Genomic DNA, 13,868 nt, shown 5'->3' with positions numbered 1-13,868 from the left:
TCTTCCGGTGGTGCATGCGCTACAACACGCGCAGGCGGCACTCCTGGTGCAATCTCGTAGCTCCTGATGTCTTTGAAACCAAGTCTTCGGCTATACTGACCACAGCAGCATAGCTAGCCCCCGATGTGTCCACTTTCCGGGGGTCGGGCCCCTCAGTTAGAAAATTGTGAATTGGAACCTTAAGTTGATCTTCCGCACTGGTGCGCTTGTCGAGGTTAAGTTCTGATTCGATCTTGTGCAGGTTGGAAACAAGTTCTGTAGAGGCCTGAGAAAAGTTCTGCATGACTAGGCTCATTTCAAGGTCAGTGGAGGGATACGGCAGGTGTATGGGTAGTTCGTCCAAGAACACAATCCATGGACTGTTTACGTAGCTAGAGTCATCGCCCTTCATGCTAAGCGGCTATTGCCGCTAGGACTTGGTTCTCGCATGAGAGACTTGATTTGCGCATAAAGGCTGGGTCGAAGACCTTGATGCGGGCGATGCGGTTGAGAAGCTTATCTAACTTGTTGGTGCTGTCGTAGGCTTTGTCGAACTCCTCTTTGAGATCATCCATAAATAGTGGCTCGATGGTCTTGAGGATGTTGGGCACTGAAGTGTAGTGCTGGCCCAAGTTGGAGCGCTTGCCTGGTGCAACGACTGCCTGGAACATGGAGCCGAAGATGTCTGGGTTGATGTTGAGCCAAATCTGGCGGCCGAGCTCGATGAGCATCTCACGGGCTTTGGGGGAAAGCGCGGCACCGTCAGGTGGGCGTCGGCGCGGAAGAGACGGCCGTTGACATAAGGGAAGTCCGCCAAGTGGCTGGGCTTTTTCGTCGGGTCTGGTTCATCCAAGGCGGCAAACATGTCGCGGATGAAATCGGCGGTGTCGGAGCCATCTTCCAGCGTGTGCGAGCCTACCGCGTTGGTGAACTGATTCTCACCAAAGATTCCGGTGTCTTCGGCGAAGTAACAAAACAGCAGACGGGTGAAAAATACGTTCAGACCGTGCCGCTGTTCGGGGTCTTTCATGATGCTGGGGTTGGCGGAAGCGAGCTCATCGAATAGCGTGCCCATCTTCTCCGCAGCTTTGACATCCGCGTGGGATTCGGCGGTGTACTGGGCCTTTTCCATGCCGGCCCAAGGTAAGAAGAAGGTGAAATGCTGGTCAATTTCGCGCAGAGGGAACGTACGGTTCTCCCTAGTCTTCAGGTCGTACGCGATCATCTCCGTGTAATCGGTGACGATGACAAAGCGGGTGGCAAACTTCACCACCGTGGGGGACACACGCAGGCATTCAAGTTCTTCAAGAAGATCGCCGGTGGTCTCACGGAAGTAGACGATGTTTTTCTGGGCTACCTCGTGCTCGGGATCCTCAGCAATGTTGAGCGAGCCATTGCGCAGACGCGTGATATTACCCTTGGAGCGGCCGTATGCGAGCATGAGATCAAAGATGAACTCGCGGTCATAGTCATCTTGCCCGGCAAGGGGCTTGATGCGTTCTTCGATTGCTTTGAGGTTGAGTCGTGCCACCTGAATCGTCCTTCGTCGATCTACGCCACTGGGAAGTGCATTTCAGTGGTTTGAAAAGCTAAAGATCGATTTTAGCCAAGCCAGCTACCTTGCGTCCCCGCAATGCCCACTAGTGTTATAGACCGAAGCTCGAATGCACCTTCACAATCCCCAAGGAGAACACATGACGCACCGCTCGGACGCAGGGCTCGATACGGCGAGGGAGCCGGCATCGTCAGGCACCGGTGTGCCGCAGGCCGGCAACCAGGAGGCGCGCCGGGCGGACCTGCGGCGGTGGAAGGCAATTGCGCTGTCGCTGCTTTTGCTGGCGGCGGTGATCTTTTTGGGGTGCTCGTGGTGGCAGGCATCGGAAAGCGGGGCCCCGGTGTGGGTCGGCTACGTGCGTGCGGCGGCGGAGGCAGGCATGGTCGGTGGTCTGGCGGACTGGTTCGCGGTGACTGCGCTATTCCGCCGGCCGATGGGCCTGCCCATCCCGCACACGGCGTTGATTCCGAATAATAAGGACCGCGTGGGCGATGCGCTGAAGGACTTCGTAGAGGAGAATTTCCTGACCGCGGATGCACTGAGCGCCAAGGTGCGGGATGCGGAGCTGCCGCTGTGGCTGGCGCGCCAGGGGGCAGAACCCGGCAAGGCAGAGGAAGTCTCCGAATGGATTGGCCAGCGCGCCGCCAGCGTGGTGGAGGACCTCGACCCTGCTGAGGCAGAGCAGTTCATCCGCACCCAGGTCATGGACCGCCTGGCGGAGCCGGAGTGGGGCCCGCCGTTGGGCCGGTTGCTGGAGGGCTATATCGCGGACGGCAAGGCGCGCCCGCTGGAGGATGACCTCATTGACTGGGCGCACAAGAAGATTCTCGGCATGGAATCGACGGTGGTCACGGCCATCGATGAGCGCATGCCCGGGTGGGCGCCGCGTTTTGCCCGCGAGATGGTGGGGGACAAGGTCTATAGCGAGTTCGTTAATTTCGCCGAGGAAGTCCGCCGCGATGGCAACCACGAGGCCCGCCTGGCCATTCGCCGCAACCTGTCCAAGCTGGCTGCGGACTTGCAATGGGATGCCGATATGCGCGAGCGCATCGAGAACATCAAGCAAGAGATGCTCGCCTCTTATCAGGTGCAGCAGGCGCCGGCGGCGATGTGGCGCACGATTTCCACCACGCTGATTGATCAGTTCAATGACCCGGAGTCTTTCCTGCGGCAGAAGATGACGGCCAAGGTGAAGGAATTGGCGCACCGTTTGCTCGAGGATTCCGAGTTCTTGGCCCAAGCCAATGACCTTGTGGACAAGGCCGCGCGCTACGCGGTGGAGAAATTCGCCCCGGAGATCATCGCGATCATCCCGGAGACCATCAAGCGCTGGGATGCGCAGGAGGCCTCGCAGAATATCGAGCTGATGGTGGGTAAGGATCTGCAATTTATTCGCCTTAACGGCACGATCGTCGGCTCTCTGGCAGGCTTGGCCATATATGCTGTTAATCATCTCATTTTCGGCGCCTAATGCGCCGGAATAATTCATCACACGGAGGTTTTCATGACTGAGAAGAAGAAGCTTTTTGATTCCCTGAAGGAAGCTGGCGCGTCCGCGCTGAATACCGCCAAGGATTTCGGTGGCCGCCTGCAGGAAGAGCGCGAGAATCAGGGTGCGCAGGGCGCAGGTGCGCAGGGCCCACAGGGCGAGAACGACGGCATGCTGGATAAGGCCACCACTACCGCCAAGCAGTGGGGCGCGTCCATTAAGAAGGCTGCGGAAGAAACCCGCGACTCGGAGGCTTTCTCTGAGGCCAAGGACAAGTTCGCGGATGCGTACCAGGAAACCCGCGAGGGCGTGAAGGACGCGTATGACTATGCCCAGGAGCGCGTGAACGAGAAGAAGAACGCGCCCAAGAACGGCAATTCCGCTGCTGCGGACAAGGACGATAATATTATCGATGGCGAAGTTATCGATACCGACGAACCCACGAATTAATTTGCATGTACCTCTTACTTGACATTGCCTATAATTTTCCCATCTACTTCTTCCAGGTCCTGACCATTACCGCCATCATCGGGGCAGTACTCGCGGCATCGACGCGCGAGGATGCGTTTCGGGCCGGCGACCGCAAAGGTAAATGGGTATGGGTAGGCCTGCTTGCGGGCTCGGCGGTAGCGATGGCTACCGGCCTGCAAATTTTGGCGTGGATTGGCACGGTCATCACCGGCATCTACTGGTTTGACGTGCGCCCGCAGCTCAAGGCCATCATCAACGGCGACTACAGCTACTAAGCATGAAAAATCTCCTGCACGCTTCCGCCGCCGAGGTCAGGGAGCAGGCCGCTGGGCAGCATGTGCTGGTCTCGCCGCACCACGTGACGGTGGCGGCGGCGGCAGAGCCGGCGGGCATTACCGCCGTGGCGGGCTATCCCACTGGCCGGCACCACACGCTCATCAAGGCCTCTGAGGCCCGCCTAGCCATCCAGTCCGGCGCGGACGAGGTGTGGGTCAGCGTTGATGCCACGCTTGCCGATGCCACCCCTATCCTCGCCGAGCTCGTCGCCATCCGCGAGGCCTGCCCAGACCCGGCCCGCGTGGGCCTCATCCTGCCGGAGACAGAACCGGCGCGGTCCCTCGCGGAAACCGCTGCCGCCCAGGCCGGTTTTCACAAGATCGTCATAGAAAAAGGCAGCGAGCTGTCCAGCTCGCTGCCCGTCGTAGAATTTCCCGCTCCCTAGGTCGGGTGCTTCTGCGGCGACGGTGTTAGGCGGCCTTCTTCTGTTCGCCGCTTTCGCCGGAGAAGTGGTCCATATCGTTCATCGGGACATCGGTACCGGTGATGGTCAGCGTGAGCTTGCCATCCCCCACGTCCACGGATTCGACCTGCATGTCATTGGCAACGAGCTGCTCGGACATGCCGTCCTGCAGGGCATCAGAAATGGCGCTGGTGGCCTGCTCAGGCAGCGACAGCCCAAAGATTGCGGCCTCGGTGGCATTGATCTCCAGCTTGCCGTCGCGGGCGGTGGGCTTGAGCGAAAGGCTGGCCAAACCGCCGCCAAATTTCACCTCCAGCTCGTCGCTCTGGTCATTCGCGGTGATTTCAGTGACCACCATATTTCCAATGGTTTCGCTACCGGATTGGTCTGAGATTCCTTTTTGGAAGCTGGCCAGCAGATAGTCATCCGGAACGGTGGTGGTGGCGCGGAGGAAACCGGCTACTGGGTTATCGGTATCCGTCGACATGTCTTCCACGTGGATTTCAGAGGCGGGTTGCCCCTTGATCTGCGATCCTTCGATCTGCAGGGTCGACGGCGTGGTCATATCCATTTGGGAAATCGAGCCGCGCAGCAGGCCAAAGAGGAGGGGGCTGCCGCCAAAGCTTACAGAGGGATCTTCCGTGACCTCGATGCCTTCTTCCTTGGCGCTATTTTTAAACTCCTCGGTCATCTGATTACCAATGAACCAGCGTAGGCCAAACTCGGCGATGAGGATGATAACAAGGAGCGCTACGAGGACGCCTACGACAGTTTTCCACGCGAGCGATCCGCCCGATTTCTTTGCAGCCATGACTACCAGTGTGGCGCATGAGGCGGCCGGTGGCAATGTGTGCTGGATATTAGCGGGGTGCGATGCTCTCCCAGCTCACAGTGAGCGTATTATCGCGCAGCCGGCGGCGGGGAGGGTGGAGGTTGAAGGGGGCATCGGCAAGCAGGGCGTGTGCCATGCGCCACCGCACCCGCGGGCCGTGCGGGGCCCACCCGGCGGCGCGATCCCAAGCCCTATCGGCGGCCTGCAGGAGCTCGTGGATGGGCTCGCCGGGCACGTTGCGGTGGATGAGCACCTTGGGCAGGCGCTCGGCCACATCGGAAGGCCGAGCAACGTCGAAGGGATCCCACGCGAGCGTCAACGTCTTTGGGCCATGCTGATCGAGCAGGATCCACGCCGCGCGCCGGCCCAGTTCATCGCAGGTACCCTCCACGAAGAACCCGCCGGGGGCCAAGCGTGAGCACACCGTCTGCCACGCCTCCGCAACCTGGTCTACGTCGTATTGGCGCAGCACATTAAAGGCGCGCACCACCTGCGGCCGGTAGTCAGCGAGCTCAAATCCGCCCAGCTCAAAGCGGACGCCATCGCGCGGCGGCAGTACCCTGTCCGGGTGGATTTCCAACCCGCGCACATCCACGCGGGGGTTGATGCGGCGCAGCCACCGCGCCCACTCCACGGTGGTGGTATGGGAGACGCCGTAGCCCACGTCGAGCGCGAGCGGGGTGCGCACGTGGCGCAGCAGGGCCGAAATCTCCGGGTGGGCTACTATCCACCTATCGCAGCGCCGCAGCCGGTTGTAGTTGGTGGTGCCGCGGGTAATAACGCCAAAAGGCCGACCCGCTGCTGCGCTGGCGCGCAGGTTATGAGCGTGGTCGGCCATGGGCGTGAAGGAATTCTAAGGGGTGAGTGCCTTAGGAGTTGTCAGAAATCCACTGTTCGGTCAGCTTGCCCTCGTTATCAAAGAGCTCTGCCAGGGATTCGCCCACCTTTGGCTCGATGGCTGCGCCCATCATCGGGATCTTGACGGAGATCTCGTTGGTGTAGGTCAGCTTGGTCATCTCGCCCTCGCCGGCCAGGGAAATCTCGCCCTTGAAGTCCACCGGGGTGCCCTTGACGTCTGCGGTGTAGTTGACGTCAGCGGCCTGGCCGTTGAGCTCGCCCACGGTGACCACGCGCTTGACCTTGAGGTCCTGCGAGACCATGGCGCGCACTGCCTCTGGCAAGAGGTTGGTCGGCAGGACCTCGTAGAGAGTTGCTACGTTATCGGAGAAATCGTGAACCTGGCCTGCCTCAGGGGAAAGGTTTGCCACGATGTACTCCCAGTACCCCTGGGTGAGCAGCGCCTTGTGAACCATGTCGATAGGCTGATTGATGGTTACGGTGTTTTCACTACGAGTTGACATGCTTAACAGACTACCTTGGTATACGTGCTTGATAAATTTTTTACGCAACAACTCACAGCAATCGACGGCGTAGACGTGGATCCCACGGCGAGCTTTGCCGATCTCACCACCTTGCGCGTGGGGGGAAAGCCGCGGGTCACGTTGCGTTGTTCGCGGCCTGAAGCAGCGGTTGCAGCACTGCGGTACCTCGAGAAAGAAAAAGTTCCTTTCATCGTGGTCGGCGGCGGTTCCAACCTGTTGGTTTCTGATGGCGAGGTAGACGTGGTCGCCGTCGTCCTCGACTTTGCCGTGGTGGACATGGATACCGAGACTGGCCTCGTGCGCGCCCAAGCCGGTGCGGTATGGGACGAGGTCGTGGCGGAATCCGTGGCACAGTCCCTGGGCGGCATCGAGTGCCTTTCCGGCATTCCCGGCACGGTGGGCGCGGTGCCCGTGCAAAACGTGGGTGCCTATGGAGCCGAGATTTCTGAGGTCTTGACCCGCGTGCGCCTGTATAACCTGCGCACCGATGCCGATGAGTGGGTTCCCGTCTCCGATCTTGATCTGGCCTACCGCTACTCCAACCTGAAATTCACCGGCCGCGCGGTGGTGCTCGAGGTCGAATTGCAATTGACCACCGATGGGCTGTCGCGCCCACTGCGCTTTGGGCAGCTTACCGATGCCCCCGGCGAGCGCCGCCCCGTCGCCCAGGTCCGCGAAGAGGTCCTCGCGCTGCGCCGCGGCAAGGGCATGGTGCTTGATGCCGCCGACCACGACACCTGGTCTGCCGGCTCCTTTTTCACCAACCCCGTGGTCGAGTCCAGCGTCGCTGATGCCGTCCAGGACAAGGTGCGCGCCACGCTTGGCGATGCCCTCGCCGACCGCATGCCCCGCCATCCCGCCACCGCTTCAGCACAGGGCGAACCGTCCCCGCACGAAAAGCTTTCGGCAGCCTGGCTTATCGATAACGCAGGATTCACAAAGGGCTACCCCGGCTCCGGCCCAGCAACGCTGTCCACCAAGCACACCCTGGCGCTGACCAACCGCGGAAACGCGACCGCCGCAGACATCGTCGCGCTGGCCCGCACGATCCGCGACGGCGTGCGCGAAGCCTTCGGCGTCGAGCTCGTGCCCGAGCCGGTGTGGCTGGGCGTATCCATGGACGAAGACTAGGCCGCACGCATATAAAAACGTCCAAAACAACCGCGTTCTTCTAAAATTCGTCCTCATTTTTGACGAAACGCGGTTGTTTTGGACGTAATCGTTGCTTGTGGCCGGCACAGGCAGCACGGGCGGCGCAAAAGCCGCCCCGGCGCAGTCTTAGGCAGCCATGACCTCGAGCCACTCCGGCTTGGCGTCCAAGAACTTGCGGGCCGCATCCTGCGCGCCCTTCAAGCTGTGGTGCGCGCCCCAACCGCACTGCTCTTCGTTGGCGGCGGGAACCTCGGTGGCGGTAAGGATATCGTTCAGCGCGCCCTCAACGGCGCGCAGCAATTCATCCTGCTCCATGCCGTTGGTGATGGCATAGAAACCGGTGCGGCAGCCCATAGGTGCAAAGCCGATGAGCTTATCGGTGTAATTGCGCATAAAGTTGGCCATCATGTGCTCCACGGAGTGCAGCGCCTCCGTGTCCAAGTGCTCCTTATTGGGCTGGCAGAAGCGCAGGTCATACTTGATAATTTCCACGCCGCCGCCCAAATCGGTGCGGTCAGCCACGCGGATATATGGCGCGCTGACGAGGCGGTGGTCGAGCTCGAAGGACTTGACGTTAATCTTTTCTTGGTTCTGTTCAGTCATACTCCCCAGCCTAATCGCTGCGAGTGTCACTTCACAGAATAGATTCTTCAGCCGAATGCGCGCCGCGAGTTAGCGGGAAGAAACCTCCGCCACCAAGATGTCCTGCACCTGGCGGCGGCGCAGCTTGCCTAGCTGATCGGTGGGCAATTCCTCCCGCACCACGAAATGGCGCGGGACCTTATAGCGGGCCAGGAGGCCGCGGCAGTGCTCGCGCAGCGCTTCCGCATCGAAGGTGGCGCCGGGGTGGAGCACCAGGCAGGCGGCAACGTCCTCGGAACCATCGGCGCGCGGGACGCCTGCCACCGCTGCTTGGCCCACCGCGGGGTGGCTCAACAGTGCATGTTCCACCTCGCTGGGAAAGACGTTAAACCCACCGGTGATGATGACCTCTTTAATCCGGCCCACCAGCCGGAAATGGCCATCGGCCTCGCGCACCCCCATATCGCCGGTGCGCAGCCACTCGCCGTGGAATGCCTCCCGCGTGGCGGTGGGATTATCGAGATAGCCCGCAAAAACTTGGGGCCCGCGGGCGAGGATCTCACCGGGCGTGCCATCGGGTTGGCTGCGGTCCAGGTCACCCGGATCCCCGATGCGCAGGTCGGTATCGGCAAGCGGCTTGCCGATGGTCCCCACGCGCCGCCCCTCACCAAGCGGGTTAATGGTCAGCACGGGTGAGGCCTCGGTGAGCCCGTAGCCTTCGACGAGCATGCCGCCGGTGCGGTCTTGCCAGGGCTCGATGATGCGCGCGGGCAGCGATGCAGCCCCGGAAATGGCGTAGCGTACTCCGCCCAGGTCCGCGGCTGGTTCAGCGGCCTGCTCGTTCATGGCGCGCTCATAAATGGTGGGAACACCCGGCATCCACGTCGGGCGGCGCTGTGCCAAGGCGCTGACCACGGCCGCGGGGCGCGGGGAAGGCAGCAGGACGATCTCGGCGGCGCAGCGCATCGCGAGCAAGACGCTCATGGTCAGTCCATAGGAGTGGAACATCGGCAGCGTGGCGAGGAAGCGCTCGTGGCCGGGGCGCAGATCGACCTGGGCCTCCAATTGGATGCAATTGGCGGCGAGGTTGTGGTGCGTGAGCACCACGCCCTTAGGCTGGCCGGTGGTGCCGGAGGTGTAGAGGATAAGTGCGGCATCGGCAAGCGCGGCCTGGCGGTGGGGAACTGGGGCGCCGGAGAGGGGAAGGTGCACCTCCAAAGACACGGGGATCACCGTGCTGGCCAGGCCATCGACCACGGCGGTGACCTGATCCCAGACCAGGGCGATGCTGGCGCCGTGGTGGGCAAAGAGCGGGGCCAGCTCGTGGGCGGTGTACTGAGGGTTATGTTCGACTACGACCGCGCCCAGGCGCAGCACCGCGAAAAAGGCAATGAGGTGCTGCGGGGAGTTGGGCAAGACCAGCGCTACCCGGTCGCCGGGGCGGATTCCCATCTCCCGCAGGGCGCCGGCGGCAGCGGCGATGCGGGTATCCAGCTCCGCGTAGCTCAAGGTCTCGCCGCCGAAAAATGTGGCGGGACGGTCGGGGAAGTTGGCTACTGCGGTGGCGAGGAAATCCGTCAGCGTGGCTTCGTACTCGAGGTCTGACATGGTGGTTAATACTAAGCCTTCTGTTTGAGGAGATCGAGGAGATCCTGCTGCACCATGCGGCGGCGGACCTTGCCCAGCTGGTCCGAAGCCAGCTCCTCAAAGTGGTAGAAGGTGCGCGGAACCTTGTAGCGGGTCAGGCGCTCGCGGCAGAAGGATTTGAGGCCTTCTGGGTCCAAAACGGCGCCATCGCGCAGGATGAGACAGGCGACGACGTCCTCGGAGCCATCCTTGCGCGGGCGGCCCACCACGGCGACCTCCTTGACATCTGGGTGCTTGCGCACCACCTCTTCGACTTCGGCCGGGTAGACGTTAAAGCCGCCGGTGATGATGATTTCCTTGATGCGGCTAACCAGCTTGACCCAGCCGTCCTCATCCATGGTGGCCATATCGCCGGTGCGGAACCAGCCGTTGTGGAAGGACTCCTCGGTGGCCTTTTCGTTATTGAAATAGCCCTGGAAAATCTGCGGCCCGCGAGCCAGCATCTCGCCCGGCTCGCCATCTGGCTGGGTTTCATCGAGGTTATCCGGGTTGCCAATGCGCACCTCGGTATCGGGAAAGGGCAGGCCCACATAGCCCGGGCGGCGGTTGCCGTTCATGGGGTTGCCAATAAGCACGGGGGAGGTCTCGGTCATGCCGAAGCCCTCCACGAGGCGGCCGCCGGTCATGGATTCCCAGCGCTCCATCACGTCAACCGGCAGGGTAGCGGCGCCAGAGAACGCGTTGCTGATGCCGGCGAGATCCACGCCCTTGTCCTCGGCGGCGTCCATGATCTTCTCGTACAACGTGGGCACGCCCGGCAGCCAAGTGGGAGTGTGCTTCTTAATGATGTCCATGATGAGCGGCATCTGCGGGGACGGAACCAAGATCAGCTCGGCGCCGAAGTAGATGCTGAGCACGCACAGCGTGGTCATGCCGTAGGCGTGGAAGAGCGGCAAGGCGGCGAGGAAGCGCTGCTCGGTGGCGTCCATATTCGTCAGCCAAGCCTCGCCCTGCACGCAGTTGGCGATGAGGTTGCCGTGCGAAAGTAACGCGCCCTTGGGCTTGCCGGTGGTGCCGGAGGTGTAGAGGATAAGCGCGATATCGTCCTGCGTGACCTTGGCAATCTCGAGGTCCTTGCCGTCGCCGCCGATGGCAGAACCGATAAGCGTGGACCAGGCCACGGTATTCGGGGCCGCGCCGGTCAGTTGCTCGCGCTTGGCGGCCAACGGCGGTAGGGGAATCCGGAGCGCGAGGCGCTTGAGTGGTGGCATCGCGTCGATCATGTTGACGGACATGATGGTCTCCAGCGGGGTGGTGGCGCGAATCTTTTCCAAGGTGGTGGCGGTTTTATCCCAGGCGATGACCACGCGCGCGCCGTGGTCCTGGAAAAGCCCCTCGAGTTCGTGAGCGGTGTAGAGGGGATTGTGCTCTACCGCGGTGGCTCCCAGCAGCTGGATGGCATAAAACGCCACCACGTGTTGGGGGCAGTTGGGCATGACGATGGCGACCCTATCGCCAGGCCGAATGCCAAAGGCCTTAAGGCCCGCGGCGGCTGCGCGCACCTGTGCGTCTAGCTCCGCGTAGTTCTGCGTATTGCCAAAGAAGTAGGTAGCGGACTTATTCCCATTGATGCGGAGGTTATTGACGTAGTAGTCAACGATGGTTTTATCGCCATAATCAAGCGTGGCGGGGGTCCAGTCGCTGTAGTGCTTAATCCAGGCCCGGGATTCGTATGCAGACACGCGCTACCCTTTCGTTTGGTAAAGAAAAATATTACAAAGGGCGAGTATACCCAGAACGTGAGGAAATCCTCTAGTTTTCTTCGAGTGTCAGCAAAAAACGCTTGATATCCAGGCCGCCGGCATAGCCACCGAGCGTTCCATCGCTGCGCAGCACGCGGTGGCAAGGCCGAATGATCGGCAGGGGATTGGCGCCGCAGGCGGTGCCGACCGCCCGGGTAGCAGCGGGACGCCCCACGGCGGCGGCGAGCTCGCCATAGCTTGAGACCTCGCCGTAGCCGATGGTGTCGAGTTGCGCATGAATTTGGGCGCGGAATTCGGTCGTCGGTGCCGGATTAAGCGGCAGGTCGAATTCGCGGCGGCGCCCAGCGAAATACTCCGCGAGCTGCTCCTGCGCCACATCTAGGATGTGTGCACCGCGCTTGTCGATGCCCCCATTGTCCCCGCCGCGAGTCTTGTCGGCTCCGTCGCTACCTCTGCTTTCCTCGTCGCGACCCGACTGGATCGCGACGAAGTCGACACGGGACAGCCCGTCCGCATCTGCGGTCAACAGTAGCGGGCCGATGGGGGTATCGATGGTGCGCAACATGGTGTGAACTCTAGGTGTTTTAGGAGTTCTTCTCTGCTTCGAGGCGGTTGATGAGGTCTTCTTGTACCTCGCGGCGGCGGATCTTGCCCATTTGGTCCTTGGCCAGTTCCTCGAAGTGGTAGAAGGTGCGTGGGACCTTGTAGCGGGTCAGGCGCTCGCGGCAGTACTCCTTGAGGCCTTCGGGGTCGAGCGCGGCGCCATCGGCAAGATCGAGACAGGCCACGACGTCTTCGGAGCCGTCCTCGCGCGGGCGGCCCACCACGGCGGCGTCGTCGACGCTGGGGTGCTCGCGCAGGATTTCTTCGACCTCGCCTGGGTAGACGTTGAAGCCGCCGGTGATGATGATTTCCTTGATGCGGCTGACCAGGCGGATGAAGCCGTCTTCTTCCATGATGCCCATGTCACCGGTGCGGAACCAGTCACCGTGGAAGGCGGTATCGGTGGCTTCCTGGTTATTGAGGTAGCCCTTGAAAATCTGCGGGCCGCGGGCCAGCACTTCGCCCTCAACGCCGTCCGGCTGGGTTTCATCCAGGTTATCGGGGTTGGCGATGCGCACCTCGGTATCCGGGAAGGGAATGCCCACGTAGCCGGGGCGTCGGTCAGTGCTCATGGGGTTACCTACGATGATTGGCGAGCACTCGGTTAGGCCATAGCCCTCTACGAGCAGGCCACCGGTGGCGTTTTCCCACTTATTGACGGTCTCAGAAGGCAGGGTGGATGCGCCGGAGAAGGCTGCTCGCACGCCCTTGATGGGTACTTCTTGCTCCTCGGCGGCCTTGACGATGCGCTCGTACAAGGTAGGAACGCCCGGGACCCAGGTCGGGGTGTGCTTCTTCATCAGCTGCATGATGAGCGGGATCTGCGGCACGGGGAGAATGACCAATTCGCCGCCGATGAGCTGGGCCAAGGTGACGTTCATGGTCAGTCCATACGCGTGGAAGAAGGGCAGGGCGGCGAGCATGCGCTCTGGCTTATCGCCTAAGCCTGGCACCCACGCCTTGCCCTGGAGCAGGTTGGATACGAGGTTGCCGTGCGAGAGCATCGCGCCCTTGGGTGCGCCGGTCGTACCGGAGGTGTACATCACCAGCGCGATGGTGTCCTTATCAATGTCCTCCGGCGTCTTAATATCGCTGCCGTTGCCACCGATGGCATCACCAATCAGCGCCTCCCACGGCACGGTATTTGGTGCCGGGGCAGAAAGCTGCTCGCGCTTGGCCTTGAGCGGGGGAAGCGGCAGGCGCAGCGCGGCGCGCTGCAGGGTGGGCATGGCGTTGATCATGTTGATGGACACGACCGTTTCCAGGTTGGTGGTAGCCCGCAGCTTCTCCAGGGTGGGGGCGGCCTTGTCCCAGGCGATGGCGATGCGCGCGCCGTGATCCTGGAACAGACCCTCCAGCTCGTGGGCGGTATAAAGCGGGTTGTGCAGCACAACCTGGGCGCCGAGCTTCAAGATGGCATAAAAGGCCGCGATGTACTGCGGGCTATTGGGGGCAACGATGGCTACGCGGTCACCGGGGCGCACGCCAAAGGCCTTCAGGCCGGCTGCGGCGGCGCGCACTTGGCGGTCCAGCTCGGAATAGTTTTGGCTGCGTCCAAAGAAATACGTGGCTGACTTATCGCCATTGACCTTGAGGTTATTGTCAAACAGGTCCAACAGGGTGGTGTTGCCATAGTCGAGGCTATGCGGCGTCCACTCCGGGTAATACTGGAGCCATGCCTTTGATTCATAAGCGGACAATGCGTGACCTTTCGGTAGCGTAGGTTGTTGGCAG

13 protein-coding genes and 1 pseudogene are annotated in these 13,868 nt (G+C 61.6%); 5 read left to right on the top strand and 9 right to left on the bottom strand.

Annotation, left to right across the window (positions count from 1 at the left end):
• Positions 1 to 452 precede the first annotated feature (452 nt).
• Positions 453 to 1,510, bottom strand: a pseudogene (locus ABRP64_RS06900) (type IIL restriction-modification enzyme MmeI); the annotation flags it as partial.
• Positions 1,511 to 1,673: 163 nt separating this feature from the next.
• Between ABRP64_RS06900 and ABRP64_RS06895 the strand changes: the two are divergent.
• The 4 genes from ABRP64_RS06895 to ABRP64_RS06880 are packed head-to-tail and all read left to right on the top strand — an operon-like array spanning position 1,674 to position 4,215.
• Positions 1,674 to 3,005, top strand: a complete 1,332-nt coding sequence (locus tag ABRP64_RS06895; protein ID WP_349865926.1) for a DUF445 domain-containing protein — start codon at positions 1,674 to 1,676, stop codon at positions 3,003 to 3,005.
• 33 nt (positions 3,006 to 3,038) lie between these two features.
• Positions 3,039 to 3,473, top strand: coding sequence for a CGLAU_01105 family protein (locus ABRP64_RS06890; protein ID WP_126318144.1), 435 nt, complete (start codon positions 3,039 to 3,041; stop codon positions 3,471 to 3,473).
• A gap of 5 nt (positions 3,474 to 3,478) precedes the next feature.
• Entirely contained in the window at positions 3,479 to 3,769 is a 291-nt protein-coding gene (locus ABRP64_RS06885; RefSeq protein ID WP_284770986.1) for a DUF2516 family protein, read from the top strand.
• 2 nt (positions 3,770 to 3,771) lie between these two features.
• Positions 3,772 to 4,215 (top strand): deoxyribose-phosphate aldolase, encoded by a 444-nt coding sequence (locus ABRP64_RS06880; RefSeq protein ID WP_284770987.1) that lies wholly within the window; start codon positions 3,772 to 3,774, stop codon positions 4,213 to 4,215.
• 25 nt (positions 4,216 to 4,240) lie between these two features.
• Here ABRP64_RS06880 and ABRP64_RS06875 read toward each other — a convergent pair whose 3' ends face one another.
• From ABRP64_RS06875 to ABRP64_RS06865, 3 genes are read right to left on the bottom strand one after another with little or no spacing between them, the layout of a single operon-like run.
• Positions 4,241 to 5,044, bottom strand: a complete 804-nt coding sequence (locus ABRP64_RS06875; RefSeq protein ID WP_349865924.1) for an LmeA family phospholipid-binding protein — start codon at positions 5,042 to 5,044, stop codon at positions 4,241 to 4,243.
• Positions 5,045 to 5,093: 49 nt separating this feature from the next.
• Positions 5,094 to 5,903, bottom strand: coding sequence for a class I SAM-dependent methyltransferase (locus tag ABRP64_RS06870; protein WP_296089388.1), 810 nt, complete (start codon positions 5,901 to 5,903; stop codon positions 5,094 to 5,096).
• 31 nt (positions 5,904 to 5,934) lie between these two features.
• Positions 5,935 to 6,426, bottom strand: coding sequence for a DUF2505 domain-containing protein (locus ABRP64_RS06865; RefSeq protein ID WP_284770990.1), 492 nt, complete (start codon positions 6,424 to 6,426; stop codon positions 5,935 to 5,937).
• Between the two features lie 24 nt (positions 6,427 to 6,450).
• Here ABRP64_RS06865 and ABRP64_RS06860 point away from each other — a divergent pair, with 24 nt between their 5' ends.
• Positions 6,451 to 7,578, top strand: a complete 1,128-nt coding sequence (locus ABRP64_RS06860) for a UDP-N-acetylmuramate dehydrogenase (RefSeq protein WP_284770991.1) — start codon at positions 6,451 to 6,453, stop codon at positions 7,576 to 7,578.
• A 147-nt stretch (positions 7,579 to 7,725) separates the two neighbouring features.
• Here the strand turns inward: ABRP64_RS06860 and ABRP64_RS06855 are convergent, their stop codons facing one another.
• The 5 genes from ABRP64_RS06855 to ABRP64_RS06835 form a co-directional block, all read right to left on the bottom strand.
• Positions 7,726 to 8,202, bottom strand: a complete 477-nt coding sequence (locus ABRP64_RS06855; RefSeq protein WP_023025084.1) for an S-ribosylhomocysteine lyase — start codon at positions 8,200 to 8,202, stop codon at positions 7,726 to 7,728.
• A gap of 69 nt (positions 8,203 to 8,271) precedes the next feature.
• Positions 8,272 to 9,789, bottom strand: coding sequence for an AMP-binding protein (locus ABRP64_RS06850; RefSeq protein ID WP_349865922.1), 1,518 nt, complete (start codon positions 9,787 to 9,789; stop codon positions 8,272 to 8,274).
• An 11-nt stretch (positions 9,790 to 9,800) separates the two neighbouring features.
• Positions 9,801 to 11,510 carry a long-chain-fatty-acid--CoA ligase gene (locus ABRP64_RS06845; protein ID WP_349865920.1) on the bottom strand — a complete coding sequence of 570 codons (1,710 nt, stop codon included), beginning with the start codon at positions 11,508 to 11,510 and terminating at the stop codon, positions 9,801 to 9,803.
• 70 nt (positions 11,511 to 11,580) lie between these two features.
• Complete coding sequence (locus ABRP64_RS06840) at positions 11,581 to 12,096, bottom strand: methylated-DNA--[protein]-cysteine S-methyltransferase (protein ID WP_284785370.1); 516 nt, start codon at positions 12,094 to 12,096, stop codon at positions 11,581 to 11,583.
• A 19-nt stretch (positions 12,097 to 12,115) separates the two neighbouring features.
• Positions 12,116 to 13,834, bottom strand: coding sequence for a long-chain-fatty-acid--CoA ligase (locus ABRP64_RS06835; protein WP_284785372.1), 1,719 nt, complete (start codon positions 13,832 to 13,834; stop codon positions 12,116 to 12,118).
• Positions 13,835 to 13,868 lie beyond the last annotated feature (34 nt).

This window comes from Corynebacterium sp. KPL4015 (assembly GCF_040225725.1).
Lineage (GTDB): Bacteria > Actinomycetota > Actinomycetes > Mycobacteriales > Mycobacteriaceae > Corynebacterium > Corynebacterium rhinophilum.
The sequence above is the reverse complement of the archived record's forward strand: the minus strand, read 5'-3'. Positions and strand labels throughout refer to the sequence as shown.

Excerpts from the sequence above, each read along its gene's own strand:
- ABRP64_RS06895 (WP_349865926.1), top strand. The coding sequence starts at position 1,674 with ATGACGCACCGCTCGGACGCAGGGCTCGATACGGCGAGGGAGCCGGCA.
- ABRP64_RS06890 (WP_126318144.1), top strand. The coding sequence starts at position 3,039 with ATGACTGAGAAGAAGAAGCTTTTTGATTCCCTGAAGGAAGCTGGCGCG.
- ABRP64_RS06885 (WP_284770986.1), top strand. The coding sequence starts at position 3,479 with ATGTACCTCTTACTTGACATTGCCTATAATTTTCCCATCTACTTCTTC.
- ABRP64_RS06880 (WP_284770987.1), top strand. The coding sequence starts at position 3,772 with ATGAAAAATCTCCTGCACGCTTCCGCCGCCGAGGTCAGGGAGCAGGCC.
- ABRP64_RS06875 (WP_349865924.1), bottom strand. The coding sequence starts at position 5,044 with ATGGCTGCAAAGAAATCGGGCGGATCGCTCGCGTGGAAAACTGTCGTA.
- ABRP64_RS06870 (WP_296089388.1), bottom strand. The coding sequence starts at position 5,903 with ATGGCCGACCACGCTCATAACCTGCGCGCCAGCGCAGCAGCGGGTCGG.
- ABRP64_RS06865 (WP_284770990.1), bottom strand. The coding sequence starts at position 6,426 with ATGTCAACTCGTAGTGAAAACACCGTAACCATCAATCAGCCTATCGAC.
- ABRP64_RS06855 (WP_023025084.1), bottom strand. The coding sequence starts at position 8,202 with ATGACTGAACAGAACCAAGAAAAGATTAACGTCAAGTCCTTCGAGCTC.
- ABRP64_RS06850 (WP_349865922.1), bottom strand. The coding sequence starts at position 9,789 with ATGTCAGACCTCGAGTACGAAGCCACGCTGACGGATTTCCTCGCCACC.
- ABRP64_RS06840 (WP_284785370.1), bottom strand. The coding sequence starts at position 12,096 with ATGTTGCGCACCATCGATACCCCCATCGGCCCGCTACTGTTGACCGCA.